The organism is Streptomyces sp. NPDC002386 (assembly GCF_053593175.1).
The window spans coordinates 270826-297401 of record NZ_JBSFBX010000009.1 but is presented as its reverse complement, the minus strand read 5'-3'; the positions used below and the strand labels follow the sequence as shown (position 1 = coordinate 297401).

The following is a 26576-nucleotide window of genomic DNA, read 5'->3' as shown; positions in this document are numbered from 1 at the left end:
GACTCCGGGCTCTACGGCACCCGGTCGGTACCGCTCCCAGCAGCCGACGGCAGCGCGCCCCGCGCCCCCGACGGGGCGCGGGGCGCGGGGGCCTCGGTGTCAGGCGGACAGACGGGCGATGGCGTCCTCGACGGACAGTTCCTCGCGCTCGCCGGTCTTGCGGTCCTTGAGTTCCAGCACGCCCTCGGCGGAGCGGCGGCCGGCCACCAGGATCTGCGGTACGCCGATCAGCTCGGCGTCGGTGAACTTCACGCCCGGGGAGACACCGGCCCGGTCGTCGACCAGGACGCGCAGGCCGGCGGCCCGCAGCCGCTCCGCGACGTCGAGCGCCAGCTCGGTCTGCACCGCCTTGCCGGCGGCGACGACGTGCACGTCGGCCGGGGCGACCTCCCTGGGCCAGACCAGGCCGTGCTCGTCGGCGTGCTGCTCGGCGAGGGCGGCGACCGCGCGGGACACGCCGACACCGTAGGAGCCCATGGTCACGCGGACCGGCTTGCCGTTCTGGCCGAGGACGTCCAGCTTGAGGGCGTCGGCGTACTTGCGGCCGAGCTGGAAGATGTGGCCGATCTCGATGGCGCGGTCCAGCTTCAGGCCGGTGCCGCACTTCGGGCAGGGGTCGCCGTCGCGCACCACCACGACGTCCACGTACTCGTCGACCTCGAAGTCACGGCCGGCGACGACGTTCCTGGCGTGCGTGTGCTCCTTGTTGGCGCCGGTGATCCAGGCGGTGCCGGGGGCCACGCGGGGGTCGGCGACGTACTTCACCTTGTCGCCCAGGCCCTGCGGGCCGACGTAGCCGCGCACCAGGTCGGGGCGGCCGGCGAAGTCCGCCTCGGTGACCATCTCGACGGCCGCCGGGGCGAAGTGCTCCTCCAGCTTGCCGAGGTCCACCTCGCGGTCACCGGGCACGCCGACGGCGACGATCTCGCCGTCCACCTTGACCAGCAGGTTCTTCAGGGTGGCCGAGGCCGGGACACCGAGCGAGGCGGCGAGCGTCTCGATGGTCGGGGTGTCGGGCGTGGGGATCTCCTCGAGCGCGGGGACGTCCGAGCCGTCCACCGGCTGCAGCTCGTAGGTGATCGCCTCCGTGTTGGCGGCGAAGTCGCAGTTCGGGCAGTCGGCGAAGGTGTCCTCGCCGGCCTCGGCGGGGGCGAGGAACTCCTCGGACTTCGAGCCGCCCATGGCGCCGGCGGTGGCCGCGCAGATGCGGTAGTCCAGGCCGAGCCGGTCGAAGATGTTCTGGTAGGCCTGGCGGTGCAGGGCGTAGGACTTGGCCAGGCCCTCGTCGTCGAGGTCGAAGGAGTAGGAGTCCTTCATCAGGAACTCGCGGCCGCGCAGGATGCCGGCGCGGGGGCGGGCCTCGTCACGGAACTTGGACTGGATCTGGTAGAGGATCACCGGCAGGTCCTTGTAGGACGTGCACTGGTCCTTGACCAGCAGGGTGAAGATCTCCTCGTGGGTCGGGCCGAGGAGGTAGTCGCCGCCCTTGCGGTCCTTCAGCCGGAACAGCTCCTGGCCGTACTCGTCCCAGCGGCCGGTGGCGTCGTAGGGCTCGCGCGGCAGCAGGGCGGGGAGGGAGACCTCCTGGCCGCCGATGGCGTCCATCTCCTCGCGGACGATCCGCTCCACGTTGGCGAGGACCTTCTTGCCGAGCGGCAGCCAGGACCAGATGCCCGCGGCGGTGCGGCGGACGTAGCCCGCGCGGACGAGGAGCTTGTGGCTGAGGACCTCGGCGTCCGCCGGGTCGTCGCGCAGCGTCTTCGCCATCAACTGGGACATGCGCTGGACCGGTGCGTTCGCCATGGTTGTCGTACTCCTGCCGGATGGTGGTCCCCCCGCTCGGGCGGAGCCGGGAGTGGGGGAGGGTTATGGCATAGGAGGTTAGCCGGGCGGGCTGTGCCGGTGGAAATCGGTTATCACCTGCGCAGCGGCAGGGGGGCGCCCATCACGGCGTACGGCTTGGCGGCGCTCGGGAAGTGCACCTGGCGGGCGAGGTCGATGTAGCCGAGGGAGTGGTAGAGGCCGCGGGCGGGACTCTCGACGTCGATCGCGGAGAGGATCGAGCGGGGTTCGTCGGCGCCGTCGGTGATGGTGGTGATCAGGCGGCGGCCGACGCCCCGGTTCTGGTGGTCGGGGTGGACGTGCAGTTCGGTGATGACGAAGGAGTCGTCCAGCCAGAATTCGTTCCGCACGGCGCGGAGGTAGGGCTCCACGACGGTGGACCACCAGTGGCCGCGGGAGTTGGGCATGCCGTAGACGAAGCCCACGAGGTGGCCCTGCCCGGTCGTCGCCCCGAGGGCCCGGGCGCCCGGGTACTGCATGTGGCGCTGGACGATCTGGCGGCGTACGGCCACTTCCTCCGGGCCCAGTCCGAAGGCGAGGGCCTGGACGGACAGGGCCTCGTCGACGTGGGCTGCGAGGTCCAGGGGGCCGATCACGAGGTCCATGCGGGGAGGGTACAGGGGCCTCAGAAGAGGATGCTCATGAAGGCTCCCACCTCTTGGAAGCCCACCCGGCGGTACGTGCGCCGCGCCGCGGTGTTGAAGTCGTTCACGTAGAGGCTGACCACGGGCGCCACGTCGGCCAGGGCGTAGCGCAGCACCGCCGCCATGCCGGGCGCCGCCAGGCCCCTCCCCCGGTACTCGGGGGCCACCCACACGCCCTGGATCTGGCAGGCCTGGGGGGTCGCCGCGCCGATCTCCGCCTTGAAGACGACCTTGCCGTGCTCGTCGAGGCGGGCGAAGGAGCGGCCGGAGCCGACGAGTTCGGCGACCCGTGCCTGGTAGAGCAGGCCGCCGTCCCCGGCCAGCGGGGACACCCCGACCTCCTCGGTGAACATCGCCACACACGCCGGCATGATCGTCTCCATCTCGTCCTTGCGGATGCGACGGACGCGGGGATCCGGGGCGATGCCGTGGGGCATGCGGTCGGTGACCATCAGGGGCTGCTGGGCGCGGACCTCGCGGGCCGGACCCCAGTGGGGTTCGAGCAGGCGCCAGAGCTGGGCGGTGGAGTCGGCGGGACCGACGATGGAGGAGCAGCGGCGGCCGGCCCTGCGGGCGCGGTCGGCGAAGGCGCGCACCGCGCGCGGGGTGGCGCAGATGGGGACGAGGTTGGCGCCGGCGTAGCAGAGGGACGTGAGCATGCCGTCCTCGTACCAGCCCCACATCTCGCCGCCGAGCCGCCAGGGGTCGAGGCCCGCGACCTGCACCCGGGAGGTCACGAAGGCGTTCGCGACCGGCTCGCGGTGGAGCACCGCGAGCGCGGCGTCAAGGTCGCTCGGTTCGAGCACCCGGGAGGTGGTCTGGGTCAACACGGGCGGGCCTCACGCTGGGGTTCTGCTGATCTCCGCACTGTACCTGCGGATTCCTGGCGGCGCCGCCCCCCGGTAGCGGACCCGGGCGGGCAGGGGGCGGGCGGCGACACGCCGTGCCGGAGACGGAGCGGTCCGCGGGCGAAGGCGAAAATGCCCTAAGAACCTATTTTTCGGGCGGCGACGGGAACGTGACGGGTGCGGTGCCGGAACGCGCGGTACCGGAACACCGGACGGCCGTCCGTGACGACGACGAGGGCGTGAGCGCATGAGCGGGGCTGACGCGAGCGGTGAGCCGGGGCTCCCGCACGCGATCCTGCGCGACCTGGGCACCGGTGTCTTCACCGTCGACCTGGCCGGGCGCATCACGTACGTCAACCCGTGGGCGGAGCAGCTCCTGGGCCGGGTGGCCGGCGAGATGCTCGGCCAGGACGCGCACGACCTGCTGCACCGCCGTCCCGACGGCAGCGAGGTGCCCCGCGAGCAGTGCCTGATGCGGGCTCCGCTGCACGACAACCGCTCCGTCGGGCAGGGCAGCGAGGAGTACTTCCTGCGGGCCGACGGCACGACCGTGCCGATCATCTGGGCGACCACTCCCCTGCGGCTGGCGGGCCGCAGGGCGGGGCTGGCGATCGTCTTCAGCGACTTCAGCCTGCACCGGGAGGCCGAGCGGCGGGCGGCGGCGCGCACCAGCGCCCTGGAGGCGCTCACGGCCCGGCTGAACCTGGTGTCGAAGATCTCCTCGGTGCTGATCTCGGCCCGGAACCCGACCGGCCAGATGCGCCGGGTGCTGCGGATGCTCGTCCCGGAGCTGGGCGACTGGGCCGCGGTGGCCCTGCGCTCGGAGCGCACGGGCGCGCTGGAGCGGGTCGCCGTCCGCTGTCCCGCGCACCCGCGACGGGCGAAGCGGCTGGAGGGGCCGCTGCCACCGTTGCCGCCCAGGACGCGGCGGGCGCTGACGCGGGCGACCGGCGAGGAGGAGCCCATGCTGCTCGTCGCGGCGGAGCTGCGGGACGGGGACGCCCCGCTCGCCGCGACCCACGGGCCGCTGTTCGAGCGGCTCGGCGGTCACTCGGCCGTCGTGGTGCCGCTGCGCGCCCGCCGGCACCACTACGGGATGCTGACCGTCGGCCGCGCCGACGCCTCCCCCGCGTTCACCGACGCCGAGGTGCGGCTCCTCGCCGACCTGGGCTGGCGGGTGGCGCTGGTGCTGGACAACGAGCGGCTCTACGAGGAGCAGCGCAACGTCGCCGCGACCATGCAGCGCCAGTTGCTGGCCCCGCTGCCCCAGGTGGACCATCTGCGGATGGCCGCGCGCTACCTGCCCGCGCAGCGGGCGATGGAGATCGGCGGCGACTGGTACGACGCCTTCCTGCTCGGCGACGGGGTGATGGCCCTCGTGATCGGGGACGTGGTGGGGCACGACCTGAAGGCCGCCGCCCACATGGCCGAGGTCCGCAACATGCTGCGGGGGCTGGCCTGGGTCGACCGGGAGCCGCCCAGCGTGATCATGCGCCGTCTCGACGAGGCGGTGACGAACACCAGCGACGCCCCGATGGCCACGCTGCTCTTCGCGCGGATCGAGGGTCCCGAGGGCGGGCCCTGGCGGCTGCGCTGGGTGAACGCCGGGCACCCGCCGCCGCTGCTGGTGACCCGCGGGGGCGACGCGCGGTTCCTGACCGGCGGGCACGGCCCGCTGATCGGCATGAGCGCCACGCTGCACCTGGGCCTGAGCTGGCCGGACGCCGCCGAGGAGCTGCCTGCCGAGTGCACGCTGCTGCTCTACACCGACGGTCTCGTGGAGAGCCGGGACCGGCCGATCGACCTCGGCATGGCCAGGCTGCGCCACCACGCCGCGATGCTGGCCGGGCGGCTGGACCAGGGCACCGTGGACGACTTCTGCGACGAGCTGCTGAAGCGGATAGGGCCGAGCGGTGACGACGTCGCCCTGCTCGCGCTGCGGCTGCCGGCCGCCGGCGCGGGCGCCCCCGGCGACCTGAGTCCCCCGCCGCCCCCGCAGTCCCCCTACAGCCCGGCCGCCCCGGACCGCGCCGCCCCCGGCTCGGTCCAGGAGGACGCTCCGGTGCAGGACCCGACCCGGGGCGAACGTGAGGCATGAGGCGTGAGGGCCCCGGTCCCCGCCCGGCCGGCGGTGGGACCCGGGTTCGGCGGTGACAGCCGGACGCCCCGCGCCGGTCCCGCCGGGGCGCGTCCAGCAGGACGTTCCGGTGCGGGCCCGGCGCGGGGCGCGCGGAAGGAAGGAGCCGGCCGGGGCCTGCCGGGCCGGTGTGCGCGGGGCTCAGCCCGCCACCGAGACCTCGGGCTCGCCGGAGGCCACGCCGTCGGCCTCCATGGCCTCGGCGAGCTTCATGGCCTCCTCGATGAGGGTCTCCACGATCTTGGACTCGGGGACGGTCTTGATGACCTCGCCCTTGACGAAGATCTGGCCCTTGCCGTTGCCGGAGGCGACGCCGAGGTCGGCCTCGCGGGCCTCGCCGGGTCCGTTGACGACGCAGCCCATGACGGCCACGCGCAGCGGGACCTCCATGCCGGTCAGTCCGGCGGTGACTTCCTCGGCGAGCTTGTAGACGTCGACCTGGGCGCGGCCGCAGGACGGGCAGGAGACGATCTCCAGGCCGCGCTGCTTGAGGTTGAGGGACTCCAGGATCTGGTTGCCGACCTTGACCTCCTCCACGGGAGGCGCGGACAGGGAGACGCGGATGGTGTCGCCGATGCCCTGGGAGAGCAGGGCGCCGAAGGCGACGGCCGACTTGATGGTGCCCTGGAAGGCGGGGCCCGCCTCGGTGACGCCGAGGTGCAGCGGGTAGTCGCACTGGGCGGCGAGCTGCTTGTAGGCCTCGATCATCACGACCGGGTCGTTGTGCTTGACGGAGATCTTGATGTCGCGGAAGTCGTGCTCCTCGAAGAGGGACGCCTCCCACAGCGCCGACTCGACCAGGGCCTCCGGGGTGGCCTTGCCGTACTTCTGCAGCAGCCGCCGGTCCAGGGAGCCGGCGTTGACGCCGATCCGGATCGGCGTGCCGTGGTCCTTGGCGGCCCGCGCGATCTCCTTGACCTTGTCGTCGAACTGCTTGATGTTGCCCGGGTTGACACGGACGGCGGCGCAGCCGGCCTCGATGGCGGCGAAGACGTACTTGGGCTGGAAGTGGATGTCCGCGATCACCGGGATCTGCGACTTGCGGGCGATGGTCGCCAGCGCGTCGGCGTCGTCCTGCGTGGGGCAGGCCACCCGGACGATCTGGCAGCCGGACGCGGTCAGCTCCGCGATCTGCTGCAGGGTCGCGCCCACGTCGGACGTACGGGTCGTGGTCATCGACTGCACCGAGACGGGCGCGTCCCCGCCGACCGCCACGGTACCGACCTGGATCTGCCGGCTCTTCCGGCGCTCGGCGAGCTTGGTCGGAACGGACGGCATGCCGAGAGAAATCGCAGTCATCTGCTGTGCAACCCCAAGTCGTGGATCAACATCCGGTCCCGTGATCGGCGGGCTCCAGGCTTCGAGATTACGGCACGGGCCCGGGCGCGGGCACATCCCACCCGGCAAACACACCGGACGGAAGGCGGCCCGGGACGGAGTGTCCCGGGCCGCCTCCACCATCCGGTGGCTAGGAGATTTTCACCGGGTTAACGACGTCGGCGATCAGCACGAGGATCGTGAAGCAGACGAAGATCCCCGCGACCACGTACGCCACCGGCATCAGCTTGGCCACGTCGAAGGGGCCCGGGTCCGGGCGGCGCAGCACGCGGGCCACGCCGCGCCGCAGCGACTCCCACAGGGCGCCCGCGATGTGCCCGCCGTCGAGCGGGAGCAGCGGGAGCATGTTGAACAGGAACAGGGAGAGGTTGAACCCGGCGACCACGAACACGGCCATGGCCAGCTGCTGCGAGGCCGGGATGTCCAGCGTGGCGATCTCGCCGGTGACCCGGGCCGCGCCGACGATGCCCATCGGGGAGTCCGGTTCGCGCGGGCCGTCGCCGAAGGCGGCGTCCCACAGGGCGGGGATCTTGCCGGGCAGGGCGATGAGCGAGTCGACGGCGTCGCCCACCCGGTCGGTCATCCAGGTCACGGACTGGCCGAAGTCCTGCTTGACGACCCCGGTGGCGGAGCTGAAGCCGAGGAAGCCCGCCTTGACGTACTTCCCCTGGACGTAGGTTCCGCTGGAGTCCTTCTTGGCCACCTGGTTCGTGGCGATCTTCGCGTGCAGGGTCAGTTCCCGGCCCTTGCGGTCGACGACGATCGCCACGTCCTTGCCCGCGCTGTCCCGGATGAGGTCGGAGAGGGTGTTCCAGTCCCTGGTCGGCGTGCCGGCGAAGGAGACGATGCGGTCGCCGTTCTTCATGCCGGCGGCCGCCGCCGGTGAGGCGGGGTCGGACTTCTTGCAGCTGTCGCGGTTCTCGCTCTGGGCGATGACGCAGGGCGAGACGGAGGCGACGGTGGTGGTCTGCTGCTGGATGCCGAAGCCCATCAGCACGGTGAGGAACAGGCCGATCGCGAGCACCAGGTTCATGAACGGGCCCGCGAACATGACGATGACGCGCTTCCACGGCTTGCGCGTGTAGAACATCCGCGTCTCGTCGCCCTCCTTCAGCTCCTCGAAGGCGGCGGACCGGGCGTCCTCGATCATGCCGCGCCACGGGGAGGTGGAGCGGGCGGAGACCCGGCCGGCGTCGTCGGGCGGGAACATGCCGATCATGCGGATGTAGCCGCCGAGCGGGACGGCCTTGATGCCGTACTCGGTCTCGCCCTTCCGGCGCGACCAGATGGTCGGGCCGAAGCCGACCATGTACTGCGGGACGCGGATGCCGAAGAGCTTGGCCGTGGACAGGTGACCCAGCTCGTGCCACGCGATGGAGACGAGCAGGCCGACCGCGAAGACCACTATGCCGAGGATGAACATCAAGGTCGTCATGCACGCGCCTCCGCGGTCCGGTCTGTCAGTGCGCGGGCCCGGGCCCGCGCCCAGGTCTCCGCTTCGAGGACGTCCGACACGGTGAGTGAGGTTCCCGTGACCGGGGTGCCGTGCTCCTCGACGACCCGGGTGACGGTCTCCATGATCCCGTTGAAGGGCAGTGCGCCGCTGCGGAAGGCCTCGACGCATTCCTCGTTGGCGGCATTGAACACCGCCGGGGCGGTGCCCGCGAGCCGCCCCACGTGACGGGCGAGGTTCACCGAGGGGAAGGCCTCGTCGTCGAGCGGGAAGAACTCCCATGTGGAGGCCTTGCTCCAGTCGAAGGCGGGCGCCGCGTCCGGGACGCGTTCGGGCCAGCCCAGACCGATGGCGATGGGCCCGCGCATGTCGGGGGGCGTCGCCTGGGCGATCGTGGATCCGTCGGTGAACTCGACCATCGAGTGGACATACGACTGCGGGTGCACGACGACCTCAATGCGGTCGAAGGGAATGTCGTAGAGCAGGTGCGCCTCGATGACTTCCAGGCCCTTGTTGACGAGGGTCGCCGAGTTGATCGTGATCACCGGGCCCATGGCCCAGGTGGGGTGCGCGAGGGCGTCCTCGACGGTGACGTCCGCCAGCTCCGCCCTGGTCCGGCCGCGGAACGGGCCGCCGGACGCGGTGACGACGAGCTTGCGCACGTCGGCGCGGGTGCCGGCGGCGAGGGCCTGGAACAGCGCGGCGTGCTCGGAGTCGACCGGGATGATCTGCCCGGGCTTGGCGAGCGCCTTGACCAGCGGGCCGCCGACGATCAGCGACTCCTTGTTGGCGAGCGCGAGGGTGCGGCCCGCCTCCAGGGCGGCCAGGGTGGGCGCGAGTCCGATGGACCCGGTGATGCCGTTCAGCACGGTGTGGCAGTCGGAGGCCGCGAGCTGGGCGGCCGCGTCCGGTCCGGCGACGATCTCGGGCTGCGGCTCCGAGGCGCCGTAGAGCGCGGTCAGCGCCTCGCGCAGGGCCGGCACCGCGTCCTCGCGGGCGACCGCGACGGTCCGCGCCCGCAGGCGGTGCGCCTGCTCGGCGAGCAGGGCCGGGCGGGCGCCGTTCGCGGAGAGGGCGGTGACCCGGAAGCGGTCCGGATGGCGCAGCACGAGGTCGATGGCCTGGGTTCCGATGGACCCGGTGGAACCGAGGATCACCACGTCCTTCGGGCCGTCTCCCGCGAGCGGGTCGTACACGAGGTGCGGGTCGGCGAGGGGCGCGGGGCTGGCGGGACTGTCGGTCATCCCCCCATTGTCGCCGCAAGCCGCGGCCGTCCGGACAGGGCGTCCCCCCCATGAAGGGGAGCGTCCCCGGTTTTCGTCGCCGGATGCGGTGCTTGTCCTCGTCCCTCCTGATGTAGGGCGGGCGTGAGGATCGTCCGTGCCGGGGGTGTCAACGGCGCGACCGCGCGTACCGCCGGACCGGGTGAATTCCCGGGCGTGGGGCCCGCGCTCATGGCATTCTGCCCGCTGGTGCCACGTCCTGGTGGCTCACAGGGGGAGGAGAGAAACCACGATGAACCGCATGCGCACGACCGCGACCGTCCTGGCGGCGGCGGGGGTCTTCACCGCCGCTCAGCTCGGTCTGGGCGGTGTCGCGTCCGCCGCGACGGCGACCAGTTCCGGCTGCCCGGTCGACCTGGTCTACCCGAGCCGCTTCTACGTCGACTCGCACGGCTGGGTGACCAACGGCGGCCTGTACTTCGGGATCAAGAACAAGAGCACCACGAAGAGCTTCTCGAAGGTCACGTTCACCGTGACGAACGTCCGCAACATCCGCTTCGGCACGGCCAAGGCGAAGGGCGGCAAGGTCACCAGGAACACGACCAAGACGGTGGCCGTGTACACCACGACGCTCAAGAAGAAGACCAGCCTCGGGGTGAAGGTGCCCACGCACCTGCTCAACACCCGTTCCTACAAGGTGAAGTTCACCCTGAAGGGCACGGGCTGGAACTGCGCCTCGAACCAGGGCACCTGGGGCGTCTGAGCCCAGGTGCCCGGTCCGGGGCGGGATGTTCAGGCGCCGTAGGGGCGCCGTTCGTTCGGCCGTGCGGACGGTCCGGGGGTCGCGTCGGCGATCCACGGGCCGTCCCCGGACGGGTCGATGACGCCGTCCTCGAGCCAGGTGTAGGTCCTGCCCAGGACTCCTTCGACCACCTTGCGGTCGATGTCGTCGGTGTTGGCCCACAGGCGGCCGAAGAGTTCCTCGACCCTGATGCGGGCCTGGCGGCAGAAGGCGTCGGCGAGCTGGTAGGCCTCGCGGCCGTGGTCGCCCTCGCCGCGCAGCCGCTCGGCGCGGACGCAGGCCGCGCTCATCGCGAACAGTTCGGCGCCGATGTCCACGATCCGGCCGAGGAAGCCCTGCTTGGTCTCCATCCGGCCCTGCCAGCGGGACATGGCGTAGAAGGTGGAGCGGGCCAGCTTGCGGGCGTGCCGCTCGACGTAGCGCAGATGGCCGGAGAGATCGACCTCGCGCTTGAACTCGCCGTACGAGGACGGCAGCTGTCCGGGACCCGCGACCAGCTTCGGCAGCCACTTGGCGTAGAAGACGCCCGCGTTCGCGCCTGCCCTCGCCTTGTCCGAGAGGGTCTTCTCGGGGTCGATGAGGTCACCGGCGACCGAGAGGTGGGCGTCCACGGCCTCGCGGGCGATCAGCAGGTGCATGATCTCCGTGGAGCCCTCGAAGATGCGGTTGATGCGCAGGTCGCGCAGCATCTGCTCGGCGGGGACGGCCCGCTCGCCGCGCGCCCTGAGGGACTCGGCGGTCTCGTAGCCGCGGCCGCCGCGGATCTGGACCAGCTCGTCGGCCATCAGCCAGGCCATCTCGGAGCCGTAGAGCTTGGCGAGGGCGGCTTCGATGCGGATGTCGTTGCGGTCCTCGTCGGCCATCTGCGAGGACAGGTCGAGCACGGCCTCCAGGGCGAAGGTGGTGGCCGCGATGAAGCTGATCTTGGAGCCGACGGCCTCGTGCAGCGCGACCGGCTTGCCCCACTGCTCCCGCTCCGCCGCCCACTGCCGGGCGATCTTCAGGCACCACTTGCCGGCTCCGGCGCACATCGCGGGCAGCGAGAGCCGGCCGGTGTTGAGGGTGGTGAGCGCGATCTTCAGACCCGCGCCCTCCGGGCCGATGCGGTTGGCGGCGGGCACCCGGACCTGGTGGAAGCGGGTGACGCCGTTCTCGATGCCGCGCAGCCCCATGAAGGCGTTGCGGTTCTCGACGGTGACGCCCTCGGCGGTGGCCTCCACCACGAAGGCGGTGATGCCGCCCTTGTGGCCCTCGGACTTCGGCACCCGGGCCATGACGACGAGCAGGTCGGCGACGACGCCGTTGGTGGTCCACAGCTTGACCCCGTCGAGGACGTAGTCGTCGCCGTCGGGCACGGCCGTGGTGGCCAGGCGTGCCGGGTCGGAGCCGACGTCCGGCTCGGTGAGCAGGAAGGCGGAGATGTCGGTGCGGGCGCAGCGGGGCAGGAAGGCGTCCTTCTGCTCCTGGGTGCCGAAGATCTTCAGCGGCTGCGGTACGCCGATCGACTGGTGGGCGGAGAGCAGGGCGCCGACCGCGGGGCTGGCGGAGCCGGCCAGGGCCAGCGCCTTGTTGTAGTAGAGCTGGGTCAGGCCGAGACCGCCGTACTTCGGGTCGATCTTCATGCCGAGGGCGCCGAGTTCCTTCAGGCCCGCGATGACCTCGTCGGGGATGCGGGCCTCGCGCTCGATGCGGGCGGAGTCGACCGTCGACTCGCAGAAGGCGCGCAGTTCGGCCAGGAACTCCTCGCCGCGCCGTACCGACTCGGCGTCGGGGAGCGGGTGGGGGTGGATGAGGTCGAGCCGGAAGCGGCCGAGGAACAGTTCCTTGGCGAAACTCGGCTTGTGCCAGTCCTGTTCCCGGGCGGCCTCCGCCACCTGGCGGGCCTCGCGTTCGGTGACGTTGGTGCGTTGGGTGGTGGGGGCGGACATTGAGGCTCACCTCGCCGCGAAGAGGGATCATTGAGGGTCGTTCGTTACCGACCGGTGCTACTGGATCGTTGGTACCCGAAACGGGGCGACCCCACCACCCCTCGCGCGCCGTTCAGGTGGAATGTCCACCGAAGGCCGGTGACGGCGAGGTGTAATGGTTTCGGGCGGCACCTGCCCGTCGATGCATCGCTGTCGGAGCGCTTCGACGGTCCGTGGGCCTCTCCTCCCACTGCGGCCACTGTCGTACCACCCGCACTCGCCGTTGTCGGCACCGCGCCGTGTCGAAGCGCTTCACGGGGCCTGGAAAGCCGGATGGTCACTCTCGCCGAGGTCGCCAAGCACGCCGGAGTCTCGGCGAGCACGGTGAGCTACGTCCTCAGTGGCAAGCGGTCCATCTCCGCCACCACCCGGGAACGGGTCGGGCAGAGCATCCGGGAGCTCGGCCACCACCCGAACGCCGGGGCCCGCGCCCTGGCGAGCAGCCGGTCGAACATCGTCGCGCTGATGGTCCCGCCGCGCAGGCGGTCCTCGCGGCCCTGTGCCCGGAGGGAACGGCACCGCACGCGTGCCGCGTTCCCCGGTTCGCCGGCTGAGCCCGCTTCCGGCCCGGGGAAGCGAGACGGCCGGAGCCCCCGCACAGTGGGCTCCGGCCGTGTCGCCGACCTGTTGGTCAGGTCAGAGCGCGAGCCCGGTGAGGACCAGCACGCGCTCGTATGTGTAGTCGTCCATCGCGAACCGCACGCCCTCGCGGCCGACACCGGACTGCTTGGCGCCGCCGTAGGGCATCTGGTCGGCGCGGTAGGACGGCACGTCGCCGATCACGACGCCGCCGACCTCGAGGGCGCGGTGGGCGCGGAAGGCGACCTGCAGGTCGTGCGTGAACACACCCGCCTGGAGGCCGTACTTGGAGTCGTTGACGGCGGCGAAGGCCTCGGCCTCGCCGTCCACCTTCCGCACGGTGAGGACCGGCCCGAAGACCTCCTCGCAGGAGATCGTGGTGTCGGCGGGCACCTCGGTGAGGACGGTCGGCGCGTAGGAGGCGCCGTCGCGCTCGCCACCCGTGAGGAGCTTCGCCCCGGCGGCGACGGCCTCGTCCACCCAGGCCTCGACGCGCTTGGCGGCGTCCTCGCTGACCAGCGGGCCGACGTCGGTCTTGGCGTCGGACGGGTCACCGGTGACCTGGGCCTCGACGGCGGCGACGATGCGCGGCAGCAGGCGGTCGTACACGGCGGCGTCCGCGATGACCCGCTGCACGGAGATGCAGGACTGGCCGCCCTGGTAGTTGGAGAAGGTCGCGATGCGGGTCGCGGCCCAGTCCAGGTCCTCGTCGCTCGCGAAGTCGCCGAGCACGACGGCCGCGCCGTTGCCGCCGAGTTCCAGGGTGCAGTGCTTGCGCGGCACCGAGTCCATGATCGCGTAGCCGACCTTCTCCGAACCGGTGAAGGAGATCACCGGCAGGCGCTCGTCCTGGACGAGGGCGGGCATGCGGTCGTTGGCCACCGGGAGGATCGACCAGGAGCCGGTCGGCAGCTCGGTCTCGGCGAGCAGGTCACCGAGGATGAGGCCGGACAGCGGGGTGGCCGGGGCGGGCTTGAGGATGATCGGGGCGCCGGCGGCGATGGCCGGGGCGATCTTGTGCGCGCACAGGTTCAGCGGGAAGTTGAACGGCGCGATGCCGAGGACGACGCCCTTCGGGAAGCGGCGGGTCAGCGCCAGCCGGCCCTGGCCGCCGGCGTCGGTGTCCAGGCGCTGGGCCTCGCCGCCGTTGAAGCGGCGGGCCTCCTCGGCGGCGAACCGGAAGACGGAGACGGCGCGGCCGACCTCGCCCCGGGCCCACTTGATCGGCTTGCCGTTCTCGGCGGAGATGAGCTGGGCGATCTCCTCGGTGCGCTCGGCCAGACGCCTGCTGACGTGGTCGAGGGCGGCGGCGCGCACGTGGGCCGGGGTGGCGGCGAAGTCCTCGCGGACGGCGTACGCGGCGGCCACGGCCTCCTCGACCTGGGCCTCGGTCGGCACGCTGACCTTGCCGACGAGACGGCCGTCCCACGGGGACGTGACGTCGAAGGTGTCCTCGCCGGTGGCCTGGCGGCCGGCGAGCCAGAAGGCGTGGGTGGAAGTCATGTGAGTCGTCCGGCCCTTCCGCGTTGTGGGTGTGCTTTCGGTTCGAGGTCCACGGTAGGGCGGGGGCGGGCGGGGGTCGCTTGTCCGAGTCGTAGCAGTCGGGGATCGGGGTGTGCCGGTTTGGCGCGGTGGAGCCTGTCACTCCGTCGACGTCGTCTTCAGGGCCAGCCACAGTTCCATGCGGACGTCGGGGTCGTCGAGGCTGCGGCCGAGGATCTCCTCGACCCTGCGCATCCGGTACCGCAGCGTGTGCCGGTGGACACCCAGGTCCGCGGCGGCCGCGTCCCACTGGCCGTGCCGGGAGAGCCAGGCGCGCAGGGAGGCGACCAGGTCCCCGCGCCCCGTCGCGTCGTGCTCGTACAGGGGACGCAGCAGCCCGTCGGCGAAGGCCCTCACCGCGTCGTCGGCCAGCAGCGGCAGCACCGACCCGGCGGCCAGCTGGTCGTGCTCGACGAGCACCCGGCCGCGCCGCCGCGCCACCGAGAGCGCCTGCTCGGCCTGCTTGTAGGCGGCGGCCGCCGCGATCGGGCCGGCCGGCGCCGAGAGGCCGACCACCAGGTCCTCCTCCTGCGCCGCCCCCGGCTCGGGCACGGCCCGCGCGCCCTCCAGGGCCGACGCGTACCCGGTGCACGCGGCCACCGCCGCGCCCCCGTCGGCGACCAGCACCACCAGCCGCTCCCCCTCCGGCACCACGAGCACCGCCTCACCGGCGCGCGCCGCCGCGGCCTCGACCGTCTCCGCGAGCGTGCCCAGCGGGTCGCCGCCGGAGACGGACTCGGCGACGATCATCCGGAACGGCGCGTCGAGCAGCCCGCCGTACAGGTCGCCGGCGACCGCCCGGGCGTGGTCGGGCTCACCGGCGAGCAGCATGCGCAGCACCGCCGCGCCGATCCGCTGTTCGGCCGCGTGCAGCGAGCGGGAGCGCTCGGTGGTGAGGGTGAGCAGGGCGATCGCCGAGTGCAGCGCGTAGCGCTCGGCGGTGCCCAAAGCGGCCGCCGTCCCCACGGCGAGCGCGTCCCGCGGGCGCTTCCCCGTCCCCAGCGAGTGCAGCTCCACCCGGTCCTCGTTCTCCGGTCCGCCCACCACGGCGGAGGCCGGCGCGGGCCGTTCCCGCAGCCGCTCCACCTCGGCGGTGAGCCGGGCGGCGCGGCGGCCGGCCCACTCGGGCGCGGCGGCGACGACGGCGCCCGAGGCGTCGTACAGCGCCGCCCAGCCGTCGATCTGGGCGGCGAGCGCGGCGAGCAGTCCCTCGGGGCCGGCGGTCAGCGCCTGCCGGGTCAGCTCGCGCTGGGCGGCGAAGCCCGCCGTGACGGCCCGGTACTGGTCGGCGGCGATCGCGGCGGAGACGGCCTTGCTGATGGCGAGGAACGGGGTGCGGCGGGGCACCTCCAGCAGCGGCAGCCCCTCCTCCTCGGCGGCGTCGACGAGGGCCCCGGGGATCTCCTCGTAGTTGACGCCGACCGCGAAGCCGAGCCCGACCACGCCCGCCCCGGCCAGTCGCCGCACGTACCGGCGCATGGCCTGCGGATCCTCCGCGTCCAGCTTGAGCGCGGTGATCAGCAGCAGCTCGCCGCCCTCCATGTAGGGCACGGGGTCGGCCAGCTCGCTCACGTGCGCCCACCGGACGGGTACGTCGAGACGGTCCTCGCCCGCGCGCACGGTCAGCTTGAGCGCGGAGTGGTGGACGAGCGAGGCGAGGGTCGGGGGCATGGGGCCTTCAGGTCGTGGTGCACCGGTCGGACGGGTGTCCCGGTGACGGCCGGATCGGGATCATTTGGCCGCCGCGTATGAACAGCCTATGCCGATTCTGCCGCACCGTACGGTCCGCCGAGGGCCGTTCGGCCCGCCCTCAGCCCCGCAGGTCCACCAGCAGCGGCGGGGCGTGCTCACCCCGCACGGTCGTCAGCGACAGCACCGCGTGCCCGGGCGGCACCCCGTGCGCCAGCTCGGAGGCGGACCAGCGCTCACGCTCCACCTGGCGGACGGTGACGGCCCGGGCCGTGGGCGCCTGCCCGGTGATGACCCGGCGCAGCATGTGCACGGCCTTGCCGGCCGGGGTCTCGGCGATGATCTGCCGGTCGGTGACGTCCCGGGTCTCGGTCCACTCCTTGCCCCACACCTCGGCGAAGTCCTGCCCGTCCCAGGGGGTGAGCCCGGACAGCGCCATCCGGCATCCGGCGGAGCCGAGCAGCGGGCCGCGCAGCGGCCGGGGCACGTCGTCCAGGGTGCGCAGCGTCAGGACGGCGCCCGCGCCCGCCGACCGCAGCCGCTGGATGCCGCGGACCGCCTCGGGGGTGACCACGCCGGAGGCGTCGTCCAGCAGCAGGCAGGCGAAGAGCGACCGGTCCTCCCGCGCCGTCACACTGGCCGTGAACTGGGCGAGCACCAGCCGGGCCAGGATCCGGGAGGCGTCGGCGTGGCCGCGCTGCGGGAGGTCGATACGGACCCGCACCGGGTGGTCCAGGGCCTTCAGCGAGAACGGCCGGGACCCCCCGGAGGTGTCGAAGAAGGCGGCGAAGGCGGGCCGGTCGAGCAGCGCGACCCGGTCGGCGAGCACCGCGCCGACATCGCCCGGGTGGGCCATCTGGCGCTCGCGGGCGTCCAGTTCGCGCAGCAGCGAGGCGTGCCCGGTGTCGGTGAGCGCCTTGCGCAGGGCGGCCAGCGGGCCGGGGGTGCCGTCGAGGAGCTGGCGCAGCTCGGGCACGGAGGGGAAACGGCCGTGGACGGCCTGGAAGGGCCCGAGGAGCTGGGCGAGGACGGTGGTGGAGCGGCGGCTGTCGCTGCCGGGGTGCGGGTCGGCGAGGTCGCCCACGAGGGCCTCGGCGAGTATGGCGGCGGCCTCGTCCGGGTCGGTGGTGCCGCCGTACAGGTCGAGGTCGTAGACGGAGTCGGGGTGCCCGACCCGCACGACGACGTCGTAGGAGCCGTCCGGCCCGAGCCCGGCGCCCGCCGCGCCGACGACGACGAGCGCCGCCTGTCCGGCGAGCGCGTGCAGGCACAGCGACTCGGCGAGCGGCCGGACCACGGAGCCGGTCTTGCCGGAGCCGGCCGGGCCGACGGCGAGCAGGGAGGTGCCGAGCAGCTCGGGCCCGAGAGCGAGTCCGGCGCCCCGGTAGTGGTAGGGGTTGCGCGGGTCGTCGGCGGTGGTGCCGAGGCGCACCTGGCCGGTGACGAGGTCGTGCCGGGCCTGCCGGGCGGGCAGGTCGCGCTCGCCCGAGGGGTGCGGGCAGGCGGCGGCGCCGTCCTTCAGTACGGCGCCGGTGAAGGCGGCGAGGCTGTGCGCGCCGGACCGCACGCCCTGCCAGGCCCGGCTGATCCGGGCGTGGTCGACGTCGCGCATCAGCCCGGCCCGCGCGTCGGCGGCCAGCCGCGCCGCGGCGTCGTGCGCGCCGGAGGCCCGGAGCTGCGGCCATTCGGCGGGGTCCTGCTCGGGTGCGGGGGGCTGTTCGGTGGCGGGCGCGGCCGGGCGCCAGGCGGGCGGGCCGTAGCGCCGCCAGACCTCGCCCCAGCGGCCGAGCCGGCCGACGACGAGCATGATGACGACGGCGATGAGCGTGTAGTACGAGTACCAGAGGACGGCGTTGCCGACGGCGCTGTTGCCCTGGCGCCAGGAGTCCGGGGTGAACAGTTCGAGCGGCAGCACCCACCAGCCGCCGAGGTAGCCGTTCCACAGCAGGGACCACACCAGCCAGCCCACCAGGAACGCGATCAGCGCGCCGCTCAGCAGCTGCCGGGCGGGGATCAGCTCGGGCTCCTGCTCGGGTCGCGGCCGGTGCCCGAACCGCCACACGCCGGGCGCGGCCTGCGGCCTGGACGCCCGCAGCCAGGCGAGGAAGGCCGAGCCGTCCGGCCGCGGCGGCGCGCCCGGCGGAACCGGGGGCATCGGCGGCAGGGCGGCACCCTCCGGGGGCACCGCCGGACGCGGCACCGGATTCGCATGCGTGCCGCGCGCGTCCCGCGTCGCGTCGCTGTCCATGGCCGTTTCCCCCTGACCTGCCGTTCCGTCCACCGTCAGCGAGCCAATCTAACGCCCCGGGAACGGGAGTTCACCGCTTACGCGGCCGGGCGGACGGACGGTCCCGGCACATCCGTCACCCCTTGCTATGTCCACCACGGACAACGGGCTTCCCCGACAACGCCCACATGGAGCATGCCCACACCCCTTTGGCGGCCCTAACCTGCGAAGAAAGAGACAAGCGTCCGAAAAACGCACCGTCCGGAACCCCCGGGAACACCCGGTACGCAAGATCACAGGGAGCCCCCATGACCGCACTTCCGCAGGAGCGCCGCGTCGCCACCGCCATCCCCGGCCCGAAGTCGCAGGAGCTGCAGGCCCGCCGCACCGCCGTGGTCGCGCAGGGCGTGGGCTCCACGCTGCCGGTCTTCGTCACCCGCGCCGGCGGCGGCATCATCGAGGACGTCGACGGAAACCGCCTGATCGACTTCGGCTCCGGCATCGCCGTGACCTCGGTCGGCGCGTCCGCCGAGGCCGTGGTGCGGCGTGCGGGCGCCCAGCTCGCCGACTTCACCCACACCTGTTTCATGGTCACGCCGTACGAGGGCTACGTGGCGGTCGCCGAGGCCCTCGCCGAGCTGACCCCGGGCGACCACGCCAAGAAGTCGGCGCTGTTCAACTCCGGCGCCGAGGCGGTGGAGAACGCCGTCAAGATCGCGCGTGCGTACACCAAGCGCCAGGCGGTCGTCGTGTTCGACCACGGCTACCACGGCCGTACGAACCTGACCATGGCGCTGACCGCGAAGAACATGCCGTACAAGCACGGCTTCGGGCCGTTCGCCCCCGAGGTCTACCGCGTCCCGGTCGCCTACGGCTACCGCTGGCCGACCGGCCCGGAGAACGCCGGCCCCGAGGCCGCCAAGCAGGCCATCGACCAGATCACCAAGCAGGTCGGCCCGGACAACGTGGCCGCGATCATCATCGAGCCGGTGCTCGGTGAGGGCGGCTTCATCGAGCCGGCCAAGGGCTTCCTGCCGGCCATCCGCCAGTTCGCCGCCGACAACGGCATCGTGTTCGTCGCGGACGAGATCCAGTCCGGCTTCTGCCGTACCGGCCAGTGGTTCGCCTGCGAGGACGAGGGCATCGTCCCGGACCTGATCACCACCGCCAAGGGCATCGCCGGTGGTCTGCCGCTCGCCGCCGTCACCGGCCGCGCCGAGATCATGGACGCCGCGCACGCGGGCGGCCTCGGCGGCACCTACGGCGGCAACCCGGTGGCCTGCGCCGGTGCGCTCGGCGCGATCGAGACGATGAAGGAGCAGGACCTCAACGCCAGGGCGAAGAACATCGAGGCGGTCATGAAGGCCCGCCTCGGCGCCATGGCCGAGAAGTTCGACATCATCGGCGAGGTACGCGGCCGCGGCGCGATGATCGCCATCGAGCTGGTCAAGGACCGCGCCACCAAGGAGCCGAACGCTGAGGCCACCGCGGCACTCGCCAAGGCCTGCCACGCCGAGGGCCTGCTGGTGCTCACCTGCGGCACCTACGGCAACGTGCTGCGCTTCCTGCCCCCGCTGGTGATCGGCGAGGACCTGCTGAACGAGGGCCTCGACATCATCGAGCAGGCCTTCTCGCGCATCTGAGCGACCCGGTCGCACCTCTGCACAGTTCCTGCGGCAGGCCGTGTGAAGAAGGTGTGCGAGGTGGATGGCGGGACGCGATTGCGTCTGCCCAAGCGCCCCGGCCTGCCGTAGGTTCTACCCAGATGAGAGATACACCCCGCCCACAGGGGACTGTGGGCGATCTCAGGACGGGGCCTCCCCAGCTTCGACCTGGTCGTGCCCTCGCGCACACAACCGGGGCCTGACGGCTCCGGGATCTCCTCACCGATCGGACGGTCGCCGCCCCAAACCCCCCGGGGCGAGCGACGTTCCGGTCCGGACGGCCGCCCCGGAACCACCCCCCCTGTTCCTGGGCGGCCGACCTCCTTCCCGGCCGAAACCTGCCAGTCTGTCCCTCATGACTGTGCTCCTGGGTCTGTGCCTTCTCCTTCTCCTCCTGTTCGCGGCGATCACCTGGCAGGTCGTCGCCGGCGGTCCCCTGACACGGATGGACGAGCGGCTGAGCCGGGCCCTGGTCCACCCGGACCGGTTCTCCGCGGGCCTCTCCGACCTCGGCAACGTCGAGGTGGCGGTCCCCGTGCTGCTCCTGGCCGTCGGGTACGTCGCCTGGCGCGGCCGCGCCTCGGGCACGCACCTGTGGTGGCTGCGGCCGGCCGTCGCGGCCGCCCTGATGGCACTGGTCCCGGCGATCGTGGTCCCGCTGAAGGAGTGGACGGACCGCCCGGGAACACCCGTGGTGCCCCCGGGGACCGGCTACTTCCCGTCCGGCCACACGGCGACGGCGGCGATCGCGTACGGCTCGGCGACCCTGCTGCTGCTGCCCTGGCTCCGCACCCCGGCCGCCCGCCGGTTCCTCGCCGGCGGCTGCGCGGCCCTCGTGCTCGGCGTTTCCTACGGCCTGGTCCGCCGGGGCTGGCACTGGCCGCTGGACGTGGTGGCCAGCTGGTGCCTGAGCACCGTGCTGCTGGCCACCCTGTTCCTCGTTCCCCGTGTGGTGCTCAGCCGAAGTACGCGTCGAAGTTCTTCTGGAACTCCCAGTTCGCGTAGCGGTCCCAGTTCACCGACCAGGTCATCAGACCCCGCAGGGCGGGCCAGGTCCCGTGGGTCGCGTACGAGCCGCAGTTCGTCCTCTTCGTGAGGCAGTCCAGGGTCTTGGTGACCTCGGACGGCGAGACGTAGCCGTTGCCCGCGTTGACCGAGGCCGGCATGCCGATGGCGACCTGGTCGGGGCGCAGCGGCGGGAAGACGTTGTTCGCGTCGCCCGCCACCGGGAAGCCGGTGAGCAGCATGTCGGTCATGGCGATGTGGAAGTCGGCGCCGCCCATGGAGTGGTACTGGTTGTCCAGGCCCATGACCGGGCCGGAGTTGTAGTCCTGGACGTGCAGCAGGGTCAGGTCGTCGCGCAGGGCGTGGATGACCGGGAGGTACGCCCCGCAGCGCGGGTCCTGGCCGCCCCACTTGCCGGTGCCGTAGTACTGGTAGCCGTTCTGCACGAAGAAGGTCTCCGGCGCCATCGTCAGCACGAACTTCGAGCCGTACCTGGCCTTCAGGATCCTCAGGGCGGAGATCAGGTTGACGATCACCGGAGTGGTCGGGTTCCTGAAGTCCGTGTCGTTCGCGTTCAGCGAGAGCGAGTGCCCCTCGAAGTCGATGTCGAGGCCGTCCAGGCCGTAGTCGTCGATGATCTTCGAGACGGAGGCGACGAACGTGTCCCGCGCGGCCGTCGTGGTGAGCTGGACCTGGCCGTTCTGGCCGCCGATGGAGATCAGCACCTTCTTGCCGGCCGCCTGCTTGGCGCTGATCGCCGCCTTGAAGTCGGCGTCGCTCTCCACGTTCGGGCATTCGGTGACCGGGCAGCGGTTGAACCGGATGTCGCCGGAGGTGACCGAGGTCGGCTCGCCGAAGGCGAGGTCGATGACGTCCCAGCTCTCGGGCACGTCGGCCAGGCGGGTGTAGCCGGAGCCGTTGGCGAAGGTGGTGTGGAGGTAGCCGACCAGCGCGTGCGCGGGCAGTCCGGGTGTGCCGCCGCCGGAGCCGGCCGGGGTCGTCGCGGTCACGGTGGCCGACTTCGCGGACTCCCCCGCGTCGTTGACCGCGGTCACCTGGAAGGCGTACGCCGTCGAGGGCGTGAGCCCGGTGACGGTGGCCGAAGTGCCGCCGGCCGTCTGCACCCTGACCCCGTCGCGGTAGACCGCGTAGCCGGTGGCACCCGCCACCGCCGACCAGGACAGGGCGACGGAGGAGGAGGTGACGGTGCCGGTCCTCAGGCCGGTGGGCGCGGCGGGCGGCTGCTGCGCGCTCCCGCCCGGGCCGGTCAGGGAGATGTCGTCGGCGTGGTAGGCGCCGGTGCCGTACCAGCCGTGCGTGTAGACGGTCACCTTCGTGGTGGCGGCGCCGGTGGTGAAGGTGGTGGTCAGCTTCTGCCAGTCGGCGGCGGACTGGGTCCAGGTGGATACGTCGGTGGTGCCGGTGCCGGTCGCGCCGAGGTAGACGTAGGAGCCGCGTACGTAGCCGGACAGGGTGTACTGCGCGTTCGGCTGCACGGTCACCGTCTGCGCGCACTGGGCGTTGTCGCTGCCGGCCGGGGTGGCCCGCAGCGCCGCACCGCCGCTGTGCACGGGTGAGGTGACCGTGGTCCCGGCCGTGCAGGTCCAGCCGTCGAGGCCGGACTCGAAGCCGCCGTTGCGCGCCAGGTCCGCGTCGGCCGCGTGGGCGGCCGACGAGAGCGCGGTGACGCCGGGCACGGCCAGCAGCGCGGCCGTGAACAGGGCGAGGAGTGATCTGGGGCGTCGGTCGCGTCTGGCGCGGTCCACAAGGGCCTCCGGAGCGGGGGGAGTTGGAGGAGCGGAGCGCACTCAACTTGGTCCAGACCAATCCGGTTGTCAAGATGTCGGGTCGCTGTCCGTCCCTCTCCCGCCCCGGGCCAGCACCGCCGCCGCCTCGTGCATCGCCAGTTCCAGCAGCGCGGGGTCGGTCAGCGTCCCCGAGCCGTCCGGCTGCACCAGCCAGCGCACGGTCCGGGTCGCCCGTCCCGGGTACGGCACGACGATCCAGGTCCCGGACCCGGCGGTACGGATGCCGGTGCCCAGCCAGCGGGCCGCGGTGCCGGGCGGCACGAAGAAGCCGACCCGGCTGTCGCCGAAGTCGACGAGCACCGGGCCGGGCCGGTCCAGGACCCGGGTGAGCACGTCGAGCGTGGGATAGCCGAGCTCCCCCGGCAGGATCAGCACGTCCCAGGACCGGCCGGCGGGCAGCAGCGTGACACCGAGCGGATTGCGCTCCCATGCCCAGCGGCAGGCCTCGGGGTCCGGCGCGACGGCCACCAGCCACTCGATCGCCGTCTTGGCCGCACTCATCAAGAAGACCTCCTCGTTCCTGCGGACGCGGTCGCGTCCAGAAGGAAGAAGGAGGTCGTCCCTGGTGCATTACGCGGGTTGCGGCCCCTCTTTCGAGTGAGCCCGGTCACCCCGCGCCGGGTTCAGCTGTCGAAGCCGAGGCCCAGCCGGTCCATCGTGCGCAGCCACAGATTGCGCCGGCCGCCGTGCGCGTCCGCGCGGGCCAGCGACCACTTGGTCAGCGCGATGCCGGTCCAGGCGAACGGCTCGGGCGGGAACGGCAGCGGCTTGCGGCGCACCATCTCCAGCTCGGTCCGCTCGGTGCGCTCCCCGTCCAGCAGGTCCAGCATCACGTCGGCGCCGAAGCGGGTGGCTCCGACACCGAGACCGGTGTAGCCCGCCGCATACGCGACCCTGCCCTGGTGGGCGGTGCCGAAGAACGCGGAGAAGCGCGAGCAGGTGTCGATCGCCCCGCCCCAGGCGTGAGTGAAGCGGACGCCCTCGAGCTGCGGGAAGCAGGTGAAGAAGTGCCCGGCGAGCTTGGCGTAGGTCTCCGGGCGGTCGTCGTACTCGGCGCGCACCCGGCCGCCGTAGTGGTGGACGGCGTCGTACCCGCCCCACAGGATCCGGTTGTCGGCGGACAGCCGGAAGTAGTGGAACTGGTTCGCCGAGTCGCCGAGGCCCTGACGGTTCTTCCAGCCGATCGACGCCAGCCGGTCGGCGCTCAGCGGCTCGGTCATCAGCGCGTAGTCGTAGACCGGGACGGTGTACGAGCGCACCCGCCGCAGCAGGCTCGGGAAGATGTTCGTGCCGAGCGCGACCGAGCGGGCACGGACCGAGCCGTACGGGGTGCGTACGGCCATCCCGGCGCCGTACTGCTTCAGGGTGAGCGCGGGGGTGTGCTCGTAGACGCGCACCCCGAGTTCCACGCAGGCGCGCTTCAGCCCCCAGGCCAGCTTGGCCGGGTGCAGCATGGCCACGCCCCGGCGGTCCCACAGGCCGGCCTCGAAGGTGGGCGAGTTCACCTGCTCGCGCACCGCGTCGGCGTCCAGGAACTCGATGCCGTCGGCGAGACCCTTCGCCTCCAGTTCCCGGTGCCAGTCGCGCAGTTCCCGGGCCTGGTAGGCCTCGGTGGCCACGTCGATCTCACCGGTGCGCTCGAAGTCGCAGTCGATGCCGTGCCGGGCGACGGCGGCCTCGATCTCGTCGAGGTTGCGCCGGCCCAGCTCCTCCAGCCGGTCGATCTCGTCCGGCCAGCGGGTCAGGCCGTTGGGCAGTCCGTGGGTGAGGGACGCGGCGCAGAAGCCGCCGTTGCGGCCGGAGGCGGCCCAGCCCACCTCGCGGCCTTCCAGCAGGACCACGTCCCGCCGCGGATCGCGCTCCTTGGCGTTGAGCGCGGTCCACAGTCCGCTGTACCCGCCGCCGACCACCAGCAGGTCACAGGTCTCGGCGCCGGTGAGGGCCGGCTCCGGGCGGGGCTTGCCGGGGTCTTCCAGCCAGTACGGGACCGGCTGGGCTTCGGAGAGAGCGGAGATCCAGTTGTCTTTGCCACGACTCATGGCGCTCGGGGCCATGATTTCAACTCCCTACGGGGCTGCTACGCCTTCTGGCTGTTACGGCGGTTGGTGATGAGCATCGAGACCAGGACGAACAGCACGGCGACGAGGAACATGGCCGTACCGATGACGTTGATCTGCACCGGCGTTCCGCGTTGCGCGGAGCCCCACACGAACATGGGGAAGGTGACGGTCGAGCCGGCGTTGAAGTTGGTGATGATGAAGTCGTCGAAGGAGAGCGCGAACGACAGCAGCGCGCCCGCCGCGATGCCGGGTGCCGCGATCGGCAGGGTCACCCGCAGGAACGTCTGCACCGGACCGGCGTACAGGTCCCGGGCGGCCTCCTCCAGGCGCGGGTCCATCGACATCACACGCGCCTTGACCGCGACGACGACGAAGCTGAGGCAGAACATGATGTGCGCGATCAGGATCGTCCAGAAGCCGAGCTGAGCGCCCATGTTCAGGAACAGGGTGAGCAGCGAGGCCGCCATGACGACCTCGGGCATGGCCATCGGCAGGAAGATCAGCGAGTTCACGGCGGACCGCGCGCGGAAGCGGTAGCGGACCAGCGCGAAGGCGATCATGGTGCCGAGGAGGGTGGCCCCGACCGTCGCCCAGAAGGCGATCTGGAGACTGAGGGACAGCGAGCCGCACATGTCGGCGACACCGCACGGGTCCTTCCAGGCCGCCGTGGAGAACTGCTGCCACTCGTAGTTGAAGCGCCCCTTCGGCTTGTTGAAGGAGAACACGGTGACGACGACGTTCGGCAGCAGCAGATAGGCGAGCGTGAACAGCCCGGCGATGACCACGAGATGGCGCTTGAGCCAGGTGACGAAGGGCATTTAGACCAGATCCTCCGTCCCGGACCGGCGGATGTAGACCGTGACCATGAGCAGGATCGCGGCCATGAGGATGAAGGACAGCGCCGCGGCGGTCGGGTAGTCCAGGATCCGCAGGAACTGGGTCTGGATGACGTTTCCGATCATGCGGGTGTCGGTGGAGCCGAGGAGTTCGGCGTTGACGTAGTCACCGGTCGCGGGGATGAAGGTGAGCAGCGTGCCGGAGACCACGCCCGGCATCGACAGCGGGAAGGTCACCTTGCGGAAGGTGGTCCACGGCTTGGCGTACAGATCGCCGGCCGCCTCGTGCAGCCGCCCGTCGATCCGCTCCAGCGAGGTGTACAGCGGCAGGATCATGAACGGCAGGAAGTTGTACGTGAGTCCGCAGACCACCGCGAGCGGGGTGGCGAGGACGCGGTCGCCCGCGGTCCAGCCGATCCAGTTCGTCAGGTCCAGGACGTGCAGCGAGTTCAGCGTGTGCACGACCGGGCCGCTGTCGGCGAGGATCGTCTTCCAGGCCAGGGTGCGGATCAGGAAGCTGGTGAAGAACGGCGCGATCACCAGCACCATGATCAGGTTGCGCCAGCGGCCCGCCCGGAAGGCGATGAGATACGCCAGCGGGTAGCCGAGCAGCAGGCACAGGACGGTCGCGGCGGCCGCGTAGAGGACGGAACGCAGGAACTGCGGCCAGTACTCGGCCAGGGCGTCCCAGTACGTCACGAAGTGCCAGGTGACCTTGTAGCCGTCCTCCAGGGAGCCCGTCTGCACGGACGTGGAGGCCTGGTAGATCATCGGCAGCGCGAAGAACACGACCAGCCACAGCAGGCCGGGCAGCAGCAGCCAGTACGGGGTGAGCCGGCCGCGCCCGCGCGGGGGCTTCTTCGCCGGTTCGGCGGGGGCGAGGGGCGGTGGCGCCTCTTGCAGCGTCGTCAT

18 protein-coding genes and 2 pseudogenes are annotated in these 26576 nt (G+C 72.1%); 5 read left to right on the top strand and 15 right to left on the bottom strand.

Features of this window, described 5'->3' with window-relative positions:
- Nucleotides 1-99 precede the first annotated feature (99 nt).
- From ACWCPN_RS20380 to ACWCPN_RS20370, 3 genes are all read right to left on the bottom strand, one after another.
- The gene (locus ACWCPN_RS20380; protein WP_392295191.1) at nt 100-1803 is read right to left on the bottom strand and encodes a proline--tRNA ligase; all 1704 of its coding nucleotides are present in this window, start codon (nt 1801-1803) and stop codon (nt 100-102) included.
- A gap of 113 nt (nt 1804-1916) precedes the next feature.
- Nucleotides 1917-2447: a GNAT family N-acetyltransferase gene (locus tag ACWCPN_RS20375; protein WP_365129482.1), complete on the bottom strand. Its 531-nt coding sequence runs from the start codon at nt 2445-2447 to the stop codon at nt 1917-1919.
- Between the two features lie 20 nt (nt 2448-2467).
- Nucleotides 2468-3316 (bottom strand): GNAT family N-acetyltransferase, encoded by an 849-nt coding sequence (locus ACWCPN_RS20370; RefSeq protein ID WP_451207923.1) that lies wholly within the window; start codon nt 3314-3316, stop codon nt 2468-2470.
- 265 nt (nt 3317-3581) lie between these two features.
- Between ACWCPN_RS20370 and ACWCPN_RS20365 the strand changes: the two genes are divergently transcribed.
- Nucleotides 3582-5432 (top strand): SpoIIE family protein phosphatase, encoded by a 1851-nt coding sequence (locus ACWCPN_RS20365; protein WP_451207920.1) that lies wholly within the window; start codon nt 3582-3584, stop codon nt 5430-5432.
- A gap of 180 nt (nt 5433-5612) precedes the next feature.
- Here ACWCPN_RS20365 and ispG read toward each other — a convergent pair whose 3' ends face one another.
- From ispG to dxr, 3 genes are all read right to left on the bottom strand, one after another.
- Nucleotides 5613-6770 (bottom strand): flavodoxin-dependent (E)-4-hydroxy-3-methylbut-2-enyl-diphosphate synthase, encoded by a 1158-nt coding sequence (gene ispG, locus ACWCPN_RS20360; RefSeq protein WP_365129479.1) that lies wholly within the window; start codon nt 6768-6770, stop codon nt 5613-5615.
- 169 nt (nt 6771-6939) lie between these two features.
- Complete coding sequence (locus ACWCPN_RS20355) at nt 6940-8232, bottom strand: M50 family metallopeptidase (protein WP_199213683.1); 1293 nt, start codon at nt 8230-8232, stop codon at nt 6940-6942.
- A gap of 8 nt (nt 8233-8240) precedes the next feature.
- Complete coding sequence (gene dxr, locus ACWCPN_RS20350) at nt 8241-9506, bottom strand: 1-deoxy-D-xylulose-5-phosphate reductoisomerase (RefSeq protein WP_451207917.1); 1266 nt, start codon at nt 9504-9506, stop codon at nt 8241-8243.
- A gap of 280 nt (nt 9507-9786) precedes the next feature.
- On the opposite strand from dxr, the gene ACWCPN_RS20345 reads away from it, so the two are divergent.
- Complete coding sequence (locus ACWCPN_RS20345) at nt 9787-10248, top strand: hypothetical protein (protein WP_392295186.1); 462 nt, start codon at nt 9787-9789, stop codon at nt 10246-10248.
- A 29-nt stretch (nt 10249-10277) separates the two neighbouring features.
- On the opposite strand, the gene ACWCPN_RS20340 is transcribed toward ACWCPN_RS20345, so the two are convergent.
- Entirely contained in the window at nt 10278-12215 is a 1938-nt protein-coding gene (locus tag ACWCPN_RS20340) for an acyl-CoA dehydrogenase family protein (RefSeq protein ID WP_451207913.1), read from the bottom strand.
- Between the two features lie 312 nt (nt 12216-12527).
- Between ACWCPN_RS20340 and ACWCPN_RS20335 the strand changes: the two are divergent.
- Nucleotides 12528-12734: pseudogene (locus ACWCPN_RS20335) on the top strand (LacI family DNA-binding transcriptional regulator); the annotation flags it as partial.
- 156 nt (nt 12735-12890) lie between these two features.
- Here the strand turns inward: ACWCPN_RS20335 and ACWCPN_RS20330 are convergent.
- The 3 genes from ACWCPN_RS20330 to ACWCPN_RS20320 all read right to left on the bottom strand — a co-directional run bounded on the left by ACWCPN_RS20330 (nt 12891) and on the right by ACWCPN_RS20320 (nt 18312).
- A complete protein-coding gene (locus ACWCPN_RS20330; protein WP_199212204.1) occupies nt 12891-14336 on the bottom strand; it encodes an aldehyde dehydrogenase family protein in 1446 nt (481 codons plus the stop codon).
- A gap of 138 nt (nt 14337-14474) precedes the next feature.
- Nucleotides 14475-16046: a PucR family transcriptional regulator ligand-binding domain-containing protein gene (locus ACWCPN_RS20325; RefSeq protein WP_365129474.1), complete on the bottom strand. Its 1572-nt coding sequence runs from the start codon at nt 16044-16046 to the stop codon at nt 14475-14477.
- 139 nt (nt 16047-16185) lie between these two features.
- Nucleotides 16186-18312, bottom strand: coding sequence for an ATP-binding protein (locus tag ACWCPN_RS20320; RefSeq protein ID WP_451207910.1), 2127 nt, complete (start codon nt 18310-18312; stop codon nt 16186-16188).
- 287 nt (nt 18313-18599) lie between these two features.
- Here ACWCPN_RS20320 and gabT point away from each other — a divergent pair, with 287 nt between their 5' ends.
- Together gabT and ACWCPN_RS20310 are read left to right on the top strand one after the other, a co-directional pair.
- Entirely contained in the window at nt 18600-19934 is a 1335-nt protein-coding gene (gene gabT, locus ACWCPN_RS20315) for a 4-aminobutyrate--2-oxoglutarate transaminase (RefSeq protein WP_451207907.1), read from the top strand.
- A 376-nt stretch (nt 19935-20310) separates the two neighbouring features.
- Nucleotides 20311-20970 (top strand): annotated as a pseudogene (locus tag ACWCPN_RS20310) (phosphatase PAP2 family protein); the annotation flags it as partial.
- Here the strand turns inward: ACWCPN_RS20310 and ACWCPN_RS20305 are convergent.
- From ACWCPN_RS20305 to ACWCPN_RS20285, 5 genes are all read right to left on the bottom strand, one after another.
- Nucleotides 20912-22726: a chitinase gene (locus tag ACWCPN_RS20305; RefSeq protein WP_451207904.1), complete on the bottom strand. Its 1815-nt coding sequence runs from the start codon at nt 22724-22726 to the stop codon at nt 20912-20914. The pseudogene ACWCPN_RS20310 and the gene ACWCPN_RS20305 overlap by 59 nt on opposite strands.
- A 69-nt stretch (nt 22727-22795) precedes the next feature.
- Nucleotides 22796-23269 (bottom strand): hypothetical protein, encoded by a 474-nt coding sequence (locus tag ACWCPN_RS20300; protein ID WP_451207902.1) that lies wholly within the window; start codon nt 23267-23269, stop codon nt 22796-22798.
- Between the two features lie 122 nt (nt 23270-23391).
- Nucleotides 23392-24822, bottom strand: a complete 1431-nt coding sequence (locus tag ACWCPN_RS20295) for an NAD(P)/FAD-dependent oxidoreductase (RefSeq protein ID WP_451207899.1) — start codon at nt 24820-24822, stop codon at nt 23392-23394.
- A gap of 23 nt (nt 24823-24845) precedes the next feature.
- Nucleotides 24846-25646 (bottom strand): ABC transporter permease, encoded by an 801-nt coding sequence (locus ACWCPN_RS20290; RefSeq protein WP_451207896.1) that lies wholly within the window; start codon nt 25644-25646, stop codon nt 24846-24848.
- Nucleotides 25647-26576: an ABC transporter permease gene (locus ACWCPN_RS20285; protein WP_451207893.1), complete on the bottom strand. Its 930-nt coding sequence runs from the start codon at nt 26574-26576 to the stop codon at nt 25647-25649.

Bases quoted from the DNA above. Each gene is read 5' to 3' on its own strand.
- ACWCPN_RS20340 (WP_451207913.1), bottom strand. From the start codon at position 12,215: ATGTCCGCCCCCACCACCCAACGCACCAACGTCACCGAACGCGAGGCC.
- ACWCPN_RS20375 (WP_365129482.1), bottom strand. From the start codon at position 2,447: ATGGACCTCGTGATCGGCCCCCTGGACCTCGCAGCCCACGTCGACGAG.
- ACWCPN_RS20325 (WP_365129474.1), bottom strand. From the start codon at position 16,046: ATGCCCCCGACCCTCGCCTCGCTCGTCCACCACTCCGCGCTCAAGCTG.
- ACWCPN_RS20345 (WP_392295186.1), top strand. From the start codon at position 9,787: ATGCGCACGACCGCGACCGTCCTGGCGGCGGCGGGGGTCTTCACCGCC.
- ACWCPN_RS20355 (WP_199213683.1), bottom strand. From the start codon at position 8,232: ATGTTCATCCTCGGCATAGTGGTCTTCGCGGTCGGCCTGCTCGTCTCC.
- dxr (WP_451207917.1), bottom strand. From the start codon at position 9,506: ATGACCGACAGTCCCGCCAGCCCCGCGCCCCTCGCCGACCCGCACCTC.
- ACWCPN_RS20295 (WP_451207899.1), bottom strand. From the start codon at position 24,822: ATGGCCCCGAGCGCCATGAGTCGTGGCAAAGACAACTGGATCTCCGCT.
- ACWCPN_RS20320 (WP_451207910.1), bottom strand. From the start codon at position 18,312: ATGGACAGCGACGCGACGCGGGACGCGCGCGGCACGCATGCGAATCCG.
- ACWCPN_RS20365 (WP_451207920.1), top strand. From the start codon at position 3,582: ATGAGCGGGGCTGACGCGAGCGGTGAGCCGGGGCTCCCGCACGCGATC.
- ACWCPN_RS20380 (WP_392295191.1), bottom strand. From the start codon at position 1,803: ATGGCGAACGCACCGGTCCAGCGCATGTCCCAGTTGATGGCGAAGACG.
- ACWCPN_RS20290 (WP_451207896.1), bottom strand. From the start codon at position 25,646: ATGCCCTTCGTCACCTGGCTCAAGCGCCATCTCGTGGTCATCGCCGGG.
- gabT (WP_451207907.1), top strand. From the start codon at position 18,600: ATGACCGCACTTCCGCAGGAGCGCCGCGTCGCCACCGCCATCCCCGGC.
- ACWCPN_RS20330 (WP_199212204.1), bottom strand. From the start codon at position 14,336: ATGACTTCCACCCACGCCTTCTGGCTCGCCGGCCGCCAGGCCACCGGC.
- ACWCPN_RS20285 (WP_451207893.1), bottom strand. From the start codon at position 26,576: ATGACGACGCTGCAAGAGGCGCCACCGCCCCTCGCCCCCGCCGAACCG.
- ispG (WP_365129479.1), bottom strand. From the start codon at position 6,770: ATGACTGCGATTTCTCTCGGCATGCCGTCCGTTCCGACCAAGCTCGCC.
- ACWCPN_RS20300 (WP_451207902.1), bottom strand. From the start codon at position 23,269: ATGAGTGCGGCCAAGACGGCGATCGAGTGGCTGGTGGCCGTCGCGCCG.